General features: G+C 55.8%; 9 protein-coding genes, 1 tRNA gene and 2 pseudogenes. All 12 read right to left on the bottom strand.

Annotated elements, in window-relative coordinates; all coding sequences use genetic code 11:
- Nucleotides 1-4: 4 nt before the first annotated feature.
- The 12 genes and pseudogenes from selA to ACTG2O_RS15790 all read right to left on the bottom strand — a co-directional run bounded on the left by selA (nucleotide 5) and on the right by ACTG2O_RS15790 (nucleotide 15,318).
- Nucleotides 5-1,483 carry an L-seryl-tRNA(Sec) selenium transferase gene (selA, locus tag ACTG2O_RS15845; protein ID WP_439976306.1) on the bottom strand — a complete coding sequence of 493 codons (1,479 nt, stop codon included), beginning with the start codon at nucleotides 1,481-1,483 and terminating at the stop codon, nucleotides 5-7.
- 314 nt (nucleotides 1,484-1,797) lie between these two features.
- Nucleotides 1,798-1,889, bottom strand: a tRNA-Sec gene (locus ACTG2O_RS15840).
- A 213-nt stretch (nucleotides 1,890-2,102) separates the two neighbouring features.
- Complete coding sequence (hycI, locus tag ACTG2O_RS15835; RefSeq protein WP_439976305.1) at nucleotides 2,103-2,594, bottom strand: hydrogenase maturation peptidase HycI; 492 nt, start codon at nucleotides 2,592-2,594, stop codon at nucleotides 2,103-2,105.
- Complete coding sequence (locus ACTG2O_RS15830) at nucleotides 2,594-3,007, bottom strand: formate hydrogenlyase maturation HycH family protein (protein WP_071910396.1); 414 nt, start codon at nucleotides 3,005-3,007, stop codon at nucleotides 2,594-2,596. Before ACTG2O_RS15830 ends, hycI begins: the two co-directional genes overlap by 1 nt.
- Nucleotides 3,000-3,814: pseudogene (locus ACTG2O_RS15825) on the bottom strand (NADH-quinone oxidoreductase subunit B family protein). The gene ACTG2O_RS15830 and the pseudogene ACTG2O_RS15825 overlap by 8 nt, the downstream one beginning before the upstream one ends.
- Nucleotides 3,814-4,371: a formate hydrogenlyase complex iron-sulfur subunit gene (locus ACTG2O_RS15820; RefSeq protein ID WP_439976304.1), complete on the bottom strand. Its 558-nt coding sequence runs from the start codon at nucleotides 4,369-4,371 to the stop codon at nucleotides 3,814-3,816. Before ACTG2O_RS15820 ends, ACTG2O_RS15825 begins: the two are co-directional and overlap by 1 nt.
- Before the next feature lie 9 nt (nucleotides 4,372-4,380).
- Nucleotides 4,381-6,087: a hydrogenase large subunit gene (locus ACTG2O_RS15815; RefSeq protein WP_439976303.1), complete on the bottom strand. Its 1,707-nt coding sequence runs from the start codon at nucleotides 6,085-6,087 to the stop codon at nucleotides 4,381-4,383.
- Between the two features lie 80 nt (nucleotides 6,088-6,167).
- Nucleotides 6,168-7,121, bottom strand: coding sequence for a respiratory chain complex I subunit 1 family protein (locus ACTG2O_RS15810; protein ID WP_439976302.1), 954 nt, complete (start codon nucleotides 7,119-7,121; stop codon nucleotides 6,168-6,170).
- A gap of 1 nt (nucleotide 7,122) precedes the next feature.
- On the bottom strand, nucleotides 7,123-8,994 hold the full coding sequence (gene hyfB, locus ACTG2O_RS15805; RefSeq protein ID WP_439976301.1) for a hydrogenase 4 subunit B: 1,872 nt from the start codon (nucleotides 8,992-8,994) through the stop codon (nucleotides 7,123-7,125).
- On the bottom strand, nucleotides 8,994-9,659 hold the full coding sequence (locus ACTG2O_RS15800) for a 4Fe-4S dicluster domain-containing protein (RefSeq protein ID WP_439976300.1): 666 nt from the start codon (nucleotides 9,657-9,659) through the stop codon (nucleotides 8,994-8,996). The genes hyfB and ACTG2O_RS15800 overlap by 1 nt, the downstream gene beginning before the upstream one ends.
- A 473-nt stretch (nucleotides 9,660-10,132) precedes the next feature.
- Nucleotides 10,133-12,001, bottom strand: a complete 1,869-nt coding sequence (gene kup / locus ACTG2O_RS15795) for a low affinity potassium transporter Kup (protein WP_024944982.1) — start codon at nucleotides 11,999-12,001, stop codon at nucleotides 10,133-10,135.
- Between the two features lie 577 nt (nucleotides 12,002-12,578).
- Nucleotides 12,579-15,318: pseudogene (locus ACTG2O_RS15790) on the bottom strand (TrlF family AAA-like ATPase).
- Between the last annotated feature and the right edge of the window lie 543 nt (nucleotides 15,319-15,861).

Raw genomic sequence — 15,861 nt, 5'->3', positions numbered from 1 at the left:
GGGATCAGGGCTCCTCGGTCGCATTTGTTGCATTGAACGGGGCGGGCTGCAGCAACTCCCTGAGTTGGGCGATCAACAGCTCCATCTCCGCCGGCTGCAGGGTGGCCATATTGAGCAGCACCTTTTGCTGGCGCACAGTGGCGATGACCGGGACGGGGAGTTCGCGCAGAGCATCGAGCAGCTGCTGGGCCGGACGCGGGTCGGTGCATTCGAGCGCAGGGGCCGGGTAGAACTCGTCCGGCAGGGTGCCGCCGCCCACCACCAACTGGGCGGGGACCGGCACAAAGCAGCCGGGCAGGGCGGCCATCAGCTGGGAGGCTCTCGCCTGCATGGCTGCCGGGTTGCTTAAGGTGCGCTGGGCGATGCCTTCGCCGACGGGGGACTTGTTGAGCTTGTGGATGAGCAGGCGTTCCAGCAGGGAGTAGACGATGCGGCTCGGGCGGAAGGTGCGCATCATGGGGTGTTTTTCCAGCCGCTTGATGAGGTCGCTGCGGCCGCTGATGATGCCCGATTGCGGGCCCCCCAGCAGCTTGTCGCCGGAGTAGCAGACCAGATCCGCCCCCGCCTTGATGTACTGGCGCACCGAGGTTTCATCCGGCGCAAACTCCTCTGTGGTCAAGCCCGAGCCCTGATCCACCGCCAGCACCACGTGCTCGGGCAGGGCGCGGGCTACCTCGCCAATATCGGGGGATTCGGTAAAACCGCGAATGGCGAAATTGGACTTGTGCACCATCAGCACCAGCGCGGTCTGATCGGTGATGGCATCGAGGTAATCTTTGGCGGTGGTGATATTGGTGGTGCCCACCTCCACCAGTTTGGCGCCGGAGAGGGCCAGAATGTCGGGGATGCGAAAGCCGCCGCCAATCTGGATCTGCTCGCCGCGCGAGACGATCACCTCGCGCCCCTTGGCCACCTCCTGCAGCAGCAAAAAAAGCGAGGCGGCGTTGTTGTTGACCACCAGCGAATCCTCGGCCTGGGTGAGGCAGCCTAGCAGGGGAGCGATCAGCCCCTTGCGCCCGCCGCGCTTGCCGGTGGCGAGATCCAGCTCCAGATTGTTGTAGCCGGTGTTGAGGTCGCGCACCTCGTCCCACAGATCGACACTTAGCGGTGAGCGCCCCAGATTGGTATGTACCAGGGTGCCGGTGGCGTTGATCACCCGGGTTTGACGCTGGCGCAACTGCTGTTGGCAGCGTTTGGCAATCAGCGCCTCGATCTGCTCGGGGGCGACGCCGTGCTGGCGAAAATCTTCGCTCTGGCGCAGCTCGCTCAGGGTGTCGCGCACCGCCTGAGTCACCAGCGGGCGGCTCAGCGCTTCGATAAACCCGGCGAGAAAGGGTTGCTGCAGCAGCTGTTCCACTTGCGGCAAACGGCGCGTTGGTTGCTGGCTGGGCTGTTGCTGTGAATCTGGCAGTGAATCGTCGGCAGCCGTACCTGATGCGGGCTGGCGGTGGGGGATAGCTGACGCGTGAGACGAGTTCGGCATGGGATTACCAGTGCAGTGCGTGGGTTCGGGATGCGCATCGGTTTGCCGATAGAGAGGCCGAGCTGACGGGTTATGGCACTGCTGGCGATTTGCGGATGACTGCAAACTGGGTGCATCAATGAGCGGGTATAAATTAATGCTGCATCGATGCTGATAAATTAATTTTTGGCCAGCGAGATAACCTGAGTTCGGATTATATTGGCAAGCGGCAAGCACCTTTTTTGAAGTATTACTTCAAACATATTGAACAAACAATGGAAATAACATCCAGACTGAAAAATTCAGCGGGAGAGTATTTGTTCAATAGATAAATTTGGCGGAAGAGGCAGGAATCGAACCTGCCAAAGCCTTCTCGGCTCACATCGGTTTTGAAGACCGAGGAGGCCACCAGACCCCATCAACTTCCATAACGGTCGCCATTTTGTGGCAAATTTCTGTGACTGGCAACGCTTTTTTTGTCATAAAAAAGCGAGAGTTAGCGATTTTTTGAAAAAATCAAAGAACCTTGTTTTATATCAAATTCAGCACAATTAGCCCGATGTTTTTAATTTAACATCGGGCCTCGATCACATTGCCGGAACCGTCGGTCAATAACGGTCGTTAACAACTCGCTAAATAATCACCGCTTGGCGTTGGCAATATTCCACTGATCCAGTTTATCTATTAACAGACCGGTATCCCTGGCGGCATCAAGATGCTGATAAAGATAATCCATCGCCTCGCTCACCATCTCGGTCATCGGGAAGGAGAACGCCACGATGGCCGGTTGTACCCCGACAAAGATCACCTCGGGGATAAAGGTCTTGAGCTCGTCGATCAGGAAATTGAGCGGCATATTGTGGGTCGAGAAGATAAACATCTCGGCGATGGTCTCGGGGGGGATCACCTGCAGGGTTCCCGCCTTCTCGCCGATCTCGGCGGCATCCACCAGCACCACCCGCTCCGGTTGCAGCTCCCGCACCTTGTAGACCACATTTTCCGGCGCGATGCCGCAGTCGATATGGATCCAGCCGGGCAGGGAGGCGGCCAGCAGCTTGTCGGCGAGATAGGGGCCAGCACCGTCGTCCCCCATCATGGCATTGCCCACGGTCAACACGAGATTGCAGCCCATCAGCGGCTCCTTACCATCAGGTACATATGGGGGTCGTTAAAGAGGGCGGTGAGTTGATCCATAAAGGTATTGGTCCAGCCCAGCTCCTGCTCATCGAGCAGATTGTCGGCTTTGCGCAGTCGGTCGAAGGCGCAGGCCAGCATATGGCAGTGCTCGCGATAGATGGTGATCTCGCCAAAGGTGAGAAATCCCTCCATCTTGCGGCGTGCTTCACTTCCCTCTGGCAGCTTGGCCACCCAGTCGCGATAACCGATCAGCGAGCAGACCAGGTCTGCTCGCAGGCAATCGACGATGCCAAGGTGATGGCCGATGGCGAGGCTGTAGTACATCACCTCCCTGGCCTCTTCCGGCACGTCGAACTGCTCGTCGACGAACTTGCGCGAGAGTCGATAGAAGAAAACCTCGTCAGCCATGCACCGCTTCTCCCTTGCCGGCCGCCCGGTTGAGCAGGCGTTTGCGAGGTTGTTGACGATCTCCGCCAGGCGCGGATCGTCGTGCTGATCGAGGTAGCTCTGGATGCGCAGATCCACATCCTGCTGGGTCGCCCCTTCGAGCAGGGCCATGAACTCGTCGGCGATGATCCGCCCCTGCCGGTAGCCGGCCATGCGGCGTGCTTCGCGCTCGATCATTACCCGAATTTCGTTGGGGATGCCGGTGTGGCGCAGTTCGACCCGCTCACCCGGTTGCACTTCGTGGCTGGTGGCTTTGAGTTTCTGCTCAAGCATACCGAGCGCCACCGCAAAGCCGTAGATGGTGGCTGCCGGAGTGGGGGGGCAGCCGGGGATATAAACATCCACCGGCACGATCTTGTCGGTGCCGCCCCATACGCAGTAGAGGTCGTGGAAGATGCCACCGTCACAGCCGCAGGCGCCGTAGGCGATGCAGATCTTGGGATCGGGCGCCGCCTCGTAGGCACGCAGGGCCGGCACCCGCATCGCCCGGGTCACCGCGCCGGTAAAGAGCAGGATGTCGGCGTGGCGGGGGGAGGCGACCACCTTGATGCCGAAACGCTCGGCATCGAACAGCGGGGTGATGGTGGCGAAGATCTCGATCTCGCAGGCGTTGCAGCCGCCGCAATCGACCCGGTAGACATAGGCCGAGCGGCGAATGTCCTTGAGCAGGGTCTTCTTGAGTTTGGTGATCTCGGGATCCTGTGCCAGCGGCACGGCGCGGGTATGGGCATGGCCGACAACCGGTTCTATGCCTTTGATCTTGCTCATCATATCCACTCCTTTTGTGCGGCCATCGGTGTGGCTATCGGTGTGATCAGGGCCGAGTCAGGCTGGCTCAGCATGCTCTGTTTTCGTTTGCAGTCGGGGCAGTGGTGCAGCCGCTCCGGGGTGGCCAGCGGTGTGCCCGCCTGCTTGAGGGTGTCCTCCACCAGCGCCACCAGCTTGCTCGGGGCAAAGTAGGTGCCGCACAGGGTGCAGGGGGCCAGCGCGAAGCGGGCCTCCTCATAGAGATCGGCCTTGTTGGTCACCGCCAGCTCGAACTCGGGGGAGAGGGCGATGGCGCGGGTCGGGCAGACCTCTTCGCAGCGGCCGCAGAAGATGCAGCGCGCCATGGAGATCTCCCAGCGCCGTTCGCCGGTCTCCATGTCCACTTCCATCACCAGCGCATTGGCCGGGCAGGCCTTGGTGCAGGCGGCGCAGGCGATGCACTGATCCGCCTGATATTTGGGTTTGCCGCGAAAATCCCGGTTCACCTCAATAGGGGCGAAGGGGTACTTGGCGGTTGGGGTGCCAGCCTTGAGGATGGTCTTGAACAGCTTGATCATGATGACCCCTTATTTCAGCGGAGAGTTTTTGCGATCGATGCCGTAGCGCTCGATCTCCTTGTAGGAGACCACGGTGGATTTGCCCTTCCTGGGGTCGACCAGAGTGACCCGGTCGGTACAGGAGTAGCAGGGATCCAGACTGCCGCTGATGAGCGGTGCATCCGCCACGGTATTGCCGCGCAGCATGTAGCGCAGGGCGGGCCAGTTGGCGTAGGTGGCGGCGCGGCAGCGCCAGCGGAACAGCTTCTGGTTGTCCCCGGTCATGCTCCAGTGGACGTTCTCGCCGCGGGGCGCCTCGGTAAAGCCCAGCGCAAACTTGCCCGGCTGGTAGGTGAACCCTTCGGTCAAAAGCGGCCCCTCCGGCAGGTGCTCCAGGCCGAACTCAATCATGTCGAGGGAGTCGTAGAGCTCGTGGATGCGCACCAGCACCCGGGATTGCACGTCGCAACCCGCCTTGGTCTGGATCTCCATCGGCAGCTCGCGGTAGCCGGCAAAGTCGTGAACCCGACGCACGTCGCGCTTGAAGCCGCTCGCCCGCACCATGGGGCCGACGCAGCTGAAATCGCGGGCAATCTGCGGGTCGAGCTTGCCGATACCGATGAGGCGGGAGGAGATGTTGGCGGTATCCAGCAGCATGGCCACCAGGGGTTTGAGCTCATCACGGAGCTCGCGCACCAGCTGGGCACCCTTGATGCGATCTTCCTTGAAGATGTCGCGGCGCACCCCGCCAATCAGGTTGAGGCCATAGGTCTTGCGCGCGCCGGTGAGCAGCTCGGCCAGGGTCATGGACTTCTCCCGCACCCGGAAGAACTGCATGAAGCCGGTGTCAAAACCGGTGAAGTGGCTCGACAGGCCGATGTTGAGGATATGGCTGTGCAGGCGCTCCACCTCCAGCAGCACGGCGCGGATCATCTTGGCCCGCTCCGGCACCGGAATACCCATGGCGTTCTCCACCGAGGTGGTGTAGGCGACGCTGTGGGTAAATCCGCAGATGCCGCAGACCCGATCGGTCAGAAACGCCACTTCGTTGTAGCCCATACGGGTTTCAGCCAGCTTCTCCATGCCGCGATGGACATAGAAGAGGCGGTAGTCGGCATCGATGATGTCTTCGCCATCGACGAACAGCCGGAAGTGGCCCGGTTCATCGGAGGTGATGTGCAGCGGGCCGACCGGCACGATGCGGTTGGCATCACTGCCGAGCTCGTTGACGAAGGGGTAGGTCTCGGTGTCGGTGGTGGGCATAGGGCGCTGGCGATAATCCATGGCGTCCTTGCGCAGCGGGTGGATATCGTCCGGCAGCACCAGACGGCGTTCGTCCGGCAGGCCGATGGCACGCAGGCCGTACATGTCGCGGATCTCCCGCTCACCCCACACCGCTGCCGGAATGGTCGGGGTGATGGAGGGGTACTCCTGGGTATCGGCATCCACCAGCACCCGGACGGTGATCCAGCACTTGGTGTCGCCCTCCATGGAGAAGACGTGGTAGACGGCGAAGTGACCGTTGAGGCTGCGCTCGTCATTGGCAAAGGAGAGCGGAAGCCAGCCCCCCAGCTGATGGAAGATCAGGCTGGCGGTCTCGACCAGACTGGTGGGTTTGACGGTAATGGTGGCCTGATCGGCGGTTTGCCACTCCTCGTCGACGATGGCGTGGGGCAGTTGTGCTCGCACCTGCTGGATGTAGTCGCAGCCGATGCGATCCGAAATGGCGATGGTCATGCAGTTCTCACTTTAATGTTCGGGAATGAGCATTCGGTAAAGGTGAAATCGGAAAAAGTCGCTGTGCTGGCGGGCATGATTCAGATCCCGACCAGATAGGCGAGCAGCGCCAGCAGGGCCAGCCCCAAGGCGTAGCGGGTGAGCTTGTGGGTGCGCACAAACTGGGTGCGGGCCATGGCGTTTTCGATGATGCCGGCAAGCCCAAAGGCAACCAGCAGCTTGCAGGCGAGGATCAGCGCCGCGCCGATGAGCGCGGGCAGACTCCAGTTGGCCGCCTTGCCGAAGGGCAGGAAAATCACCAGAAAGAGCTGCACCACCACCAGCTGCTTGAGGCCGATGGAGAGCTTGAGCAGGGCCAGGCCCGCACCGGAATACTCGGTGAGCGGCCCCTCCTGCAGCTCCTGCTCGGCTTCGGCGCAGTCAAAGGGCAGCTTGCCCATCTCGACAAACACCGCGAAGGCGCAGGCGGCGCCGGCCAGCAGGGTGGCGATGGGGGCGGCCAGCGGCTGGGTCGCCACATAACTGCTGATATTGCCCAGATCCGAGCTGCCCACCATCATCGCCATGATGAAGCAGGCGAGCACCAGAATGGGCTCCACCAGAATGCCGAGAGTCAGCTCGCGGCGGGCACCGATCCCTGCAAACATGCTGCAGCTGTCGAGCCCCGAGAGGGAGAAGAAGAAGCGGAAGATGGCGAACAGATAGATATCGGTGATGAGATCCCCGGCGATGGGGAAGGGGGACTCGTGAGTCAGGGTCGGCAGTGCCATCCCTACCAGCAAGAGGGCGGCGATCAGCAGCGCAGGCATCAGGTTGAAGAGGATGCCGGCAGGCTCGGGGGTCACCTCCTGGCGGCGCAGGAGCTTGGCGATATCCCGGTAATCCTGCAGCAGGCCCGGCCCCTGACGGGAGTGCATCTTGGCCCGCAGCACCCGGTTGAAACCGGTGGCGAGCGGCGCCAGCGCCAGCATGGCGATGGCCTGGGTCAGGGCGAGGGTAACCATGCCCCAGCTCGGCATTTCAAGAACAGGCATATCAGACTCCTACAGCCATCAGGATAAAGAGCGCCAGCACAATGCCGTGCAGCAGCCAGCCGGTCGTCCCGCTGGTATCGCTCACCCCGTGCAGGGCGCTGGCCAGATCGAGCTGCGGCTGCTTGCGATAGAGCGGCGCGCAGAGTTGGCGCAAGGTGTGGGTGACACCGCCGGAGGTAAGGCTCATGCGCTCCTCATAGGCGTAACCACTGGCCCACGGGGTGCCAGCGTGACGACGACCCAGCTTGGGCCCCTTGAAGATGGCCAGTACCAGCAACGGGATGAGGAACAGACCCAGCAAGGTGATGGCGATAACGGGTGGGGAGAGGATCGCCTGGCTGCTATCGAGTGGCAGCAGGGTGGCGCCGGTGGCGACACTCATTTGGCTGGCAACCAAGGCTTGGCCATAGCTGGCGATATGGGGGGCAATCCAGGGGGCGCCCAGACCCAGCACCAGACAGACCGCGGCCAGCAGCAGGGTGCCTGCCACCATGGTGCCCGGCACTTCGCGGGCGTGGCTCGCGTGTTCGCTGCGCGGTGCGCCGCAGAAGCAGATGCCGTACACCTTGACGAAACACATCACCGCCATGGCGCCGGTCACCGCCAGCATTACTACCGCGAGCGGCGCGACGACAGAGGTGCCGAGTTTGGTCATGGAGAGCAGCGACTGGTAGATAAACCACTCGCTGACAAAGCCGTTGAGCGGCGGCAGCGCCGAGATGGCCATGGCACCGATGAGGAACGCCAGCGCGGTCCAGGGCATCAGCTTGGCGAGGCCCCCCATCTTGTCCATGTCGCGAGTGTGCAGGCGGAACATCACAGAGCCGGTGCCCATAAAGAGCAGGCTCTTGAAGATGGCGTGGTTGAGCAGGTGATAAAGCGCGCCGAGCAGCCCCAGCACCACCAGCGCCGGCTGCTGGTTGGCGATGCCGATCATGCCGATGCCCATCCCCATCAGGATGATGCCGATGTTCTCCACCGTGTGGTAGGCGAGCAGCCGCTTGAGGTCATGCTCGGCCAGCGCAAACAGCACCCCGAGCACTGCCGAGCAGGCGCCGAAGATCAGTACCACATAGCCCCACCAGAGCTGGCTGGCGCCGAGAAAATCGATGCTGACCCGCAAGATGCCAAAGAGACCCAGCTTCACCATCACACCGGACATCAGCGCCGAGATATGGGACGGCGCAACGGGCTCGGCCACCGGCAGCCAGCCGTGCAGCGGCACGAAACCGGCGCGCAGGCCAAAGCCGCAGAAGCTGAGCAGGAACACCAGAGAGGCCAATGCGCCCGCCAGATGGTGCTCGCGCAGCGCGGCGAACTCCAGCGAGCTGCTTTCGCGGCAGAGCAGCCAGAAGGCGATCAGCACCAGAGCCATGCCGATATGGTTCATCACCAGATAGAGGCGGCTCTGTTTGGCGGCCTCGGGGTTGGTCTTGACCAGCCAGTAGGTGGTGAGGGTCACCAGCTCGTAGCAGAGCAAGAAACCGAGCGCATTGTCGGCCAGTACCATGCCCACCATGGCAAAGAGGAAGAGGTTCATCAGCGCGCCGATGGCCACATCGCCCTTGCCCTGATATTCGCGGATATAGGCAAAGGAGTAGAGGGCGACGGCGACGCCGACAGTGCTAATCACCAGCAGCATCAGCGCGGCCAGCATGTCGAGATGAACCGAGCCCAGCAGCCAGAGCTGGCCGTCGACGGGGGCGCCTTGGGCAAAGATCTGGATGGCGGCGACCAGACCCGCGAGCGAGCCCAGCAGGGCAAAACCGCTGTTGAGACGGTTGGCCAGTGCGGGCAGCTTTTGCAGGAGCAAACCGGCGGCAGCGCCCAGCAAAAAGAGCAGGAGCGTGGCCATAACAAGGGGGGACAACATCAGCGAACTCCCTCTGTGGTGGATAAATCGGAGGCAGGGATCGCCGTGGCAGGCGCCGAGAAGGCGGAGGCCCCTTGCGGGTTGGTGTCGGCCGCTTGCTGGCGACGGATACGGGCGGCGCGTTCGGTGTCGCCGTCATTGACCAGCTTCAGTGCCTGGGAGGGGCAGGCTCCGACACAGGCCGGGCCGTCGGTGCGAAATTCGCACAGGTCGCACTTGACGGCGATGCTGCGCACCCCCGGCTCCCAGCTCAGCAGATCCTCGCCAAAGCAGCGCAGGCCAGCGGAGGTGGAGGGGTTGCTGGAGCGGATGGAGCAGGGGATATAGGTGTCGTAACTGGTGGCCATGGCCACCGGACGGCTGCCGCCGCTCTGGATGGCGCCGAACGGGCAGGCCACTGCGCAGAGATTGCAGCCGATGCAGAGCGACTCGTTGAGTTGCACGCAATCGCCGGTCTGGCGAATTGCCTCGACCGGGCACACCTTGATGCAGGGGGCATCGTCACAGTGACGGCACTGAACCGGCATGGTCGCCTGCTCGTGTCGTATAACGGTTAAACGGGGGGCTTGCTGCAAACCTTGCGCCTTGTGTACCTCGCTGCAGGCCGCCATACAGGTGCCACAGCCGATACAAAGCTTGGGGTCAGCGATAACGAAGCGGTTCATAGCCTACCTTGTCGTGTCGCGAACGGAGAAAGTAGGGGCAGGTTGGCAAGATACGGGCCAGATTGGTTTTTGCAGCAAAATTGGTTTTAAGTTGCTGTTTTTAAATAAATAAAAATCTTGGTGTGGTTGGGTGAAAGGGCTGGCATGGCTGTCGAACTGTGACGTTCGTCACTTGTGACGAAGCCGCCAAGAGGGTTCGTCACCTTGGAAAACGCAGCATAAGCAGGGTGTAAAGAACGCAGTGAATTGCACCGCTATCAAATATGTTCGCGGTGCACGGCGCTGCGCTTGTTGCACCCTACGGTGGGATGTCTATGGGGGGCGCCGTGGTTTGCCCCCTTCTCCCCTTGCGGGAGAAGGGCTGGGGATGAGGGGGGCGGTAATCGGGGTTAACGGAAAAAGAGAGGGAGGCTAATGCCTCCCTCTCTTTTTGCTGACGTTTTTTATGCCATCAAAAGGCCATCAACCCGCCATCAGATATCCACCTGCGAACCCAGCTCGATAACTCGGTTGGGCGGGATTTCGAACTGATCCGGGGCGCGCAGGGCGTTGCGCTGCAGCAGCATAAAGAGCTTGCCGCGCAGATAGAGATACCAGGGGCGGTCTTTCATGATGAGCGACTCGTGGGCCATAAAGAACGAGGTCTCCATCATCCGGCAGCTGAGCCCCTCGGCGTTGCAGCGGTGGAAGATCTCCTCCACGTTCGGGGTCTCGCGCCAGCCGTAGCTTGCCACCACCCGCCAGAAGGTGGGGGAGAGCTGCTCGATGCAGACCCGGCGCACATTGTGGACGTAGGGCACATCCTCCACCCGCAGGGTGAGCAGGATGATCCGCTCGTGCAGCACCTTGTTGTGCTTGAGGTTGTGCAGCAGCGCATGGGGGATCACATTGACCACCCGCGACATATAGACGGCAGTGCCCGCCACCCGGGTCGGCGGGGATTTCTCCAGCGAGGCGATCATCGGCTCAAGGGAGTTGCCGTGCTCGTTCAGGCGACGAATAAGCTGGAAACGCTCGCTCTTCCAGCTGGTCATGACGGTGAACATCACCGCGCCCAGAGTGAGCGGCAGCCAGCCACCGGAGAAGATCTTGGCGAGGTTGGCGGCAAAGAGCGGCACGTCGATACAGAGCAGCGCGGCAAACAGGATGGCCACCAGATACTTGTTCCAGTGCCAGCTGTTCTTGGCCACCGAGCAGGAGAGAATGGAGGTGAGCACCATGGTGCCGGTCACGGCGATGCCGTAGGCCGCCGCCAGATTGCTGGAGTGCTCGAAGCTCATGATGACGATCACCACCGAGATATAGAGCATCCAGTTGATGACCGGAATATAGATCTGGCCGGACTCCTGCTCGGAGGTGTGAACGATGCGAATGGGGGAGAGATAACCGAGGCGCACCGCCTGCCGGGTCAGCGAAAAGACCCCGGAGATCACCGCCTGCGAGGCGATCACCGTCGCCATGGTTGCCAGCAGCAGCAGCGGCACCAGCGCCCATTTCGGCGCGAGCAGGAAGAAGGGGTTGGCAATGGCGGCGGGGTTACTCAGCAGCAGCGCCCCCTGACCGAAGTAGTTGAGTACCAGCGAGGGTAGCACCACGATAAACCAGGCGAGGCGGATTGGATTCTTGCCAAAGTGGCCCATATCCGCGTAGAGCGCCTCCACCCCGGTGATCGCCAGCACCACGGCGCCGAGGGCAAAGAAGGAGGTGGTCTGGTACTGGATAAAGAAACGCACCGCCCAGATGGGGTTGAGCGCACCCAGCACCTCGGGGTTGTGGATGATGCCGCGCAGCCCCAGCACCGCCAGCGTCATAAACCAGATCAGCATGATGGGGGCAAACAGCTTGCCCACCATGGCAGTGCCATGTTTCTGGATGGCAAACAGCAGGGTCAGCACCAGCACCGAGAGGGTGACGATATAGGGGTCGAGGGCGGGGGTGAGAATGCTCAGACCCTCGATGGCCGACATCACCGACATCGCCGGGGTGATCACCACCTCGCCATAGAAGAAGCTGCCGCCAATCAGGCCGAGGATGATCAGCAATGGCGTCCAGCGGGTGGAGGCGTTGCGGGTCGCCAGCGACATCAGGGTGAGAATGCCACCCTCGCCGGCGTTGTCTGCCCGCATCACAAAGGAGAGGTACTTGACCGACACCACCAGGATCAGCAGCCAGAAGATCAGCGAGAGAAAGCCGAGAATGGAGGCCGGCTCGACGCCGAACCCGAATTGACCTGACAGGCACTCGCGCAAGGTATAGAGCGGGCTGGTGCCGATATCGCCATAGACTACGCCAATCGCCGCCAGCATGACGCCGGACATGGCTTGTTGTTTATCACAGTTCATGAGTTCATCTTGTCAGTTTGATGTTTACACGTTTGCCACAGCAGATCGCCCCGAACACATCAGGTATGTGTGGATACAACATCGGGGGAAATCAAAGGATTGCGATGGGAAGGGAGCTAATCGGATATAAAGATGCGTTTCATGGGACACAGTCTGTTCATCTGTCGTTAAGCTTATAATGACACACACTCTGCGGGACTATGCTCAGTTATAAATAATCAAAAGTTCAATTTGAGTAAGGGAATTAATTATCCGGCGATTGAAATAGGCCGCGACAATGCAGGCAACTGTTTGTTTTATCTAGCGAAGTGGTTTGGCTACTCTCTTTTACCAAAATGGATAATAAATAGACGATAAAGTAATCACTAATTAAATGCTGGCAGGATGGCAAAGGGGAGAGGGTTGGGTATCAATGGAGTCTTTATTTCCTAAAGGAGAAAAGGGTATGATGCAATGAACGAAGTGAATTGCATCAAGTATTAAAAGAGGCAAGAGGTGCAATGCTTTATGTGGGTGTCTCGATGTGAAATGCAAGGTGCAATATTTTCTATAGCACCTTGCGATTATATTTTTATTTTTAGATAGTTAGCATTCTTTTATATCTTTTTTGAAGTGCTAACTCTCCACCTTCCATAATTTCACATACATTTTTCCTAACATTAATTTCTTGCAGCGCGCCAGATGCAGTTTGTATTATCTGGCCCTTATCCGCTAAAGCGATGACATATTCTGAATCACCATTCACAACAATGTTTGGATTGTGAGTTACAACTATTATTTGACGTTTTGATTTGCTTTCATGTAGCTTCGACACTATCAGATTTGTAATTAAACCATTATCTAAGTCATCTTCAGGTTGATCCAAAATGAGAGGCTCAGTTCCATATGAAAGAAGAAATGAAAGAATAGCAGATGCTTTTTGACCGGCGGATCCTTGAGATACATCTTTATATCTTTTCCCATCGAAGAACTTTATTGTTAACTTATCATCAGGGAACCACAAGTTTAGTTCATCAAATTTCTGTGGTTGCTGCTGAGCCATAAAGTCAATAAAGCGCTTTCCAACTTTCTCACCAAGAATATCTCCGGAATTAAAATTAAATAGCTTTCCTTTGAAATCGTGAAGTGCTGAAAACCTCAAAGACAAATCATCTCTCGGTTCAAGATTTAACATCAATTGATTTAATTTGTATAAAAATCCACTCTTTTTCTCTGAGTCAAAAATATCTGATGCGAATGCACCATCTAAGCGTCCAATCACATCTCTAAAAGAATGCTCTATATTTTCAGTATCACCTAAAGGAGTGATTTCAATTTTAATTCCACTTTGTTCTTTTATATTTTCTTTTAAAAATTGTAACCTGTTATAAGTAAGGTTTCCTCTTAATTCTACTATTGAGGCATAAGCAGAGTTCATTTGAAGGTTGAGGTCAGCAATTTTTGACTCAATAACAGTTAATTCATTAATTGACTTAATTAAGGAGCTTTTCGTATCTATTAACTTAGAGTATTCTGCAGGGTTATTCACTCCCTGTGTTTAATGTTGTCATTAATTCATTGTATTTATTGTAAACATCAATGTGCTTTCGATTAAAACTACTGCCAGCATACCACAGCTTGAATTTTACAAGCTCATTTTCAAGTTCAGAGCCTGCCGACTCAATTGCGGTTTTAAATAATGTAACTTTATCTGAAAGTTGATTCATTTCCTCTATGATTTGAAGTTCTGAATCAGCATGAACATCAAACACATCACTATCAATTTCAGGAGTTTTAGCTGAGGTTAAATAGACATTTAAATCCTTAGCTAACAGCTCAACATCACTTTCTAATTTCGCTACGATAGACCTCTTTGTGCTGAATTGTTGAAACAAACTAAAAATCTCTTTATTTTCAGAGTTCTCTAGAGTTTTTAATTTCTGTTCAACATCAGATAGCTGACCGAGTAAAATATCTTTATTGGATAGTCTAGATTTCAACTCTCTAATTTGACTGCTTAATGTAAGAAAGTGTGAGCATTTATCCTCCCAATCCATTTTCCATTGCTGACTTTTAACAATAGATGACTCATCCATTAGTTTTAAAAGTGCATTAGGGTTTTTGGCTAAATCAAAAATTTGCTTCTGACTGAATATTTTAATTGGGAACCTAGAGTGTGCTTCACCATTTTCTAAAATCCATGAATCATTATCCTTACGTGAAATTGATACAGAGTTGGTCGACTTATTCCAATTCAGCTTGTATTGGATATTGTCTCTAATATAAATGCAGCTTATTTCAGAGTCATCAAGTAGGACCCCCTCTGATTCTCTAGATGCCGATGTTTTAATAAAGCTTTCAAATGAACGTCTGATTTCATTATCAGGTTTTAATAAAGTAAGATCTTTGCTTCTATCCATTCCTATTCGGATAAATTCAAGAACAGAGGATTTGCCACTTCCTCTGCCACCAATAATTGAATTCAACCATGGATTGAAAGTTATTTCTAAAGGTGATTTTCTGCCAGCATACTTTGTATTTTTTATTGTGATAGAGTGTAGAGTGGTGCTGGAGTATTGATTGGGATTCCCTGATTCTGCATCAGAACGAATTAAAGACGATACTCCATCAACTAAAGCTAATTTTAAACCATCAATAGAAGGGGTAGACATCTTTACCCATGTATAAGCACGATTAATATCATTAGGGTGATGAGAGTCAGAGCCAATTATTGAAGGTAAATCAAGGTCGAGATTATTAAACCGTGACAATCTACTTGGCTCGGTGTCTTTATCTGGATAAATAATTTCAACCGCATTAGATAATTCACATGCTTGTTTGATGGTGTTAGAGGATGTAATCTGGCAAAGGCCTGCTTTCATATCAATGTGTGCAGGAATTGCAACGCCACCCGAACGTACTATTTCTCGTATTATATTCTCTGCACTTTCTTCGGCAACCGCATCACTATCACCTTTTGTCCCTCTGAATTTTGTCGCACCTACGATAGCACTTATATCGGAGCTAGTGAATGTAGGATCAAAAATTCCAATAATATGAATATTTGAATTTGCGGTAATTTCAACCCCTGGGAAAATATATATTGAATGCCCTTCCGATCTTAAAGTTTCTGCGGCATCTTTTAGTTTATCAACCCATTCACCGGTGTTATGATCTGTTACTGCTACACACTCTATATTGTTTGAGATAAAGTCGAGCAACCACTCTCTAGGATTTTTATTATATCTTAAGTCGTGATCCCCCTTCCCATAATCACAAGAAGCCGGTGAGTGGGTATGAAAATCAAATTTCCACCATCTTGCGCCAACGACATTCATTATTGATTCCTTACTGAAAAATTACAGTTCTATATAAATTTTTTCAAAAATCATGTGGCATAAACGGAGCTGGTTGCCAAGTGGCACATATTAACCGGAGGGATAGAAAACAGAAGGGGCAGGGGCCTAAAACCGGCTCTGGCTCAATAAATTAGTCAATAAGTGGCTCATTTCTGTTCTGTTTAACTTGATGATTGCCTTCCAGCTAGATAGAAAAATCAAACAACTTGGCCGCCGCTCCAAGCCGTTTTTGCGTGCTGCACAGTCCATTTTGGATCCTTGGTATGGTTTTTCTCCCCGGATGTCGTTCCTCCACTTGTCCGGTTTGGGGCGGCCGATCCTGGTTGCAAACTCCTTCGAATGGTTCCGTCACACGACTGGGGCAGGGGTTGGTCAGCCGGTGTCGAGCTCGTCACTTTTGTCGTGTCGATCACACTTCCCACCCCGTCGTCACCCTCGTCAGTTGTGGCATGCAGCACGTTTCTCTTTCTAATTAACCCTTTATTTTCAGTTACTTGTGAATTTTTATCGCACCCTTGGCCC

Origin of the sequence: Aeromonas sp. 61P (assembly GCF_051919545.1) — a bacterium.
Classification (GTDB): Bacteria; Pseudomonadota; Gammaproteobacteria; order Enterobacterales; family Aeromonadaceae; genus Aeromonas; species Aeromonas veronii.
The sequence above is the reverse complement of the archived record's forward strand: the minus strand, read 5'-3'. Positions and strand labels throughout refer to the sequence as shown.

What these genes read in the sequence shown, in the direction of transcription:
- selA (WP_439976306.1), bottom strand. Translation starts at nt 1,483, where the DNA reads ATGCCGAACTCGTCTCACGCGTCAGCTATCCCCCACCGCCAGCCCGCA.
- hycI (WP_439976305.1), bottom strand. Translation starts at nt 2,594, where the DNA reads ATGGGCTGCAATCTCGTGTTGACCGTGGGCAATGCCATGATGGGGGAC.
- ACTG2O_RS15830 (WP_071910396.1), bottom strand. Translation starts at nt 3,007, where the DNA reads ATGGCTGACGAGGTTTTCTTCTATCGACTCTCGCGCAAGTTCGTCGAC.
- ACTG2O_RS15820 (WP_439976304.1), bottom strand. Translation starts at nt 4,371, where the DNA reads ATGATCAAGCTGTTCAAGACCATCCTCAAGGCTGGCACCCCAACCGCC.
- ACTG2O_RS15815 (WP_439976303.1), bottom strand. Translation starts at nt 6,087, where the DNA reads ATGACCATCGCCATTTCGGATCGCATCGGCTGCGACTACATCCAGCAG.
- ACTG2O_RS15810 (WP_439976302.1), bottom strand. Translation starts at nt 7,121, where the DNA reads ATGCCTGTTCTTGAAATGCCGAGCTGGGGCATGGTTACCCTCGCCCTG.
- hyfB (WP_439976301.1), bottom strand. Translation starts at nt 8,994, where the DNA reads ATGTTGTCCCCCCTTGTTATGGCCACGCTCCTGCTCTTTTTGCTGGGC.
- ACTG2O_RS15800 (WP_439976300.1), bottom strand. Translation starts at nt 9,659, where the DNA reads ATGAACCGCTTCGTTATCGCTGACCCCAAGCTTTGTATCGGCTGTGGC.
- kup (WP_024944982.1), bottom strand. Translation starts at nt 12,001, where the DNA reads ATGAACTGTGATAAACAACAAGCCATGTCCGGCGTCATGCTGGCGGCG.